The sequence below is a fragment of the Actinomadura sp. KC216 genome (genome assembly GCF_004348535.1).
Classification (GTDB): domain Bacteria; phylum Actinomycetota; class Actinomycetes; order Streptosporangiales; family Streptosporangiaceae; genus Spirillospora.
In genome coordinates this window covers 1-940 of record NZ_SMJX01000651.1, presented here as the reverse complement: position 1 = coordinate 940, position 940 = coordinate 1, and the positions used below count along the sequence as shown (strand labels likewise).

General features: G+C 67.1%; 1 protein-coding gene and 1 riboswitch. The gene reads right to left on the bottom strand.

Translation table 11 applies throughout. From position 1 onward, the window contains the following. Window positions 1-82: 82 nt before the first annotated feature. Window positions 83-697, bottom strand: coding sequence for a 5,6-dimethylbenzimidazole synthase (bluB, locus tag E1264_RS42800; RefSeq protein ID WP_132183318.1), 615 nt, complete (start codon window positions 695-697; stop codon window positions 83-85). 29 nt (window positions 698-726) lie between these two features. Beyond that, window positions 727-924, bottom strand: a riboswitch (cobalamin riboswitch). Between the last annotated feature and the right edge of the window lie 16 nt (window positions 925-940).

Below are 940 nucleotides of genomic sequence, written 5' to 3'. Positions count from 1 at the left end.
CCGGTAATCGTCGGTAGACGTCTCGGCCATGCCGAGAACCGCATTGTGAGACCGACGTCCGCCGTGAGGCGCCTGGCCGGGCTTACCAGCGGTCGTGATGGATGGCCGCGTCCAAAGTGCGGCGGCGACGCCAGCCGTGGCGTTCGAGGTCAGGAATTTCTTCGAGATGGGTGACCGGGCCCAGGCACAGCCAGGCGACCGGGCGGATCGATGCCGGAATGTGCAGAAGGCGGCGCAGCCACGGTTCTCGATAAAACGAGACCCAGCCGACTCCCAGGCTTTCCGCGGTGGCGGCCAGCCACAGATTCTGGATGGCCAGGCAGACCGAGTAAAGCCCGGTATCGGCGATCGCGTGTCGGCCGAGGACGGCATCGCCACCGCGCTGGGGATCGTAGGTGACCACGATCGAGAGGCTGCATTCCAGGATTCCGTCAATCTTTATCCGGGCGAATCGATCTGCCGCGGCGCCGGTGAGGGCGGCGGCGAAGACGGCGCGTTCGGCGTGGACGTGTTCATGGAATGTGCGCCTGACGGCCGGGTCGGCGACCAGGATGAAGTCCCAGGGCTGGGACAGCCCGACACTGGGCGCGGCATGCGCGGCCGCCAGCACCCGGTCGAGTACCTCATCCGGGATCGGCGCACCGGTGAATTCGGCGCGCACATCGCGGCGGCGGTGAATGGCATCGTAGATGTTCATGGGCAGGCTCCGCTGCATCGGGTCACCGGAGGTGACCGTTGGAGCGAGGCCGGTCTTCGGACTCCCGGATCGACGCCTGACCGTCCGCCTTCCCAGCCTGGGGGCCAGTGACTGCGCGAAACGCGCGTGGACGGCGACTACCCGGTTACCGCGGCGGGCCCGTGCCGGAATTCCACCGGCTTCCCGATTCTCCCCCGCATGGGGGCACCTCGCATCAGTTCATGCCACCACAAACCTTACCGA

What these genes read in the sequence shown, in the direction of transcription:
- bluB (WP_132183318.1), bottom strand. Translation starts at nt 697, where the DNA reads ATGAACATCTACGATGCCATTCACCGCCGCCGCGATGTGCGCGCCGAA.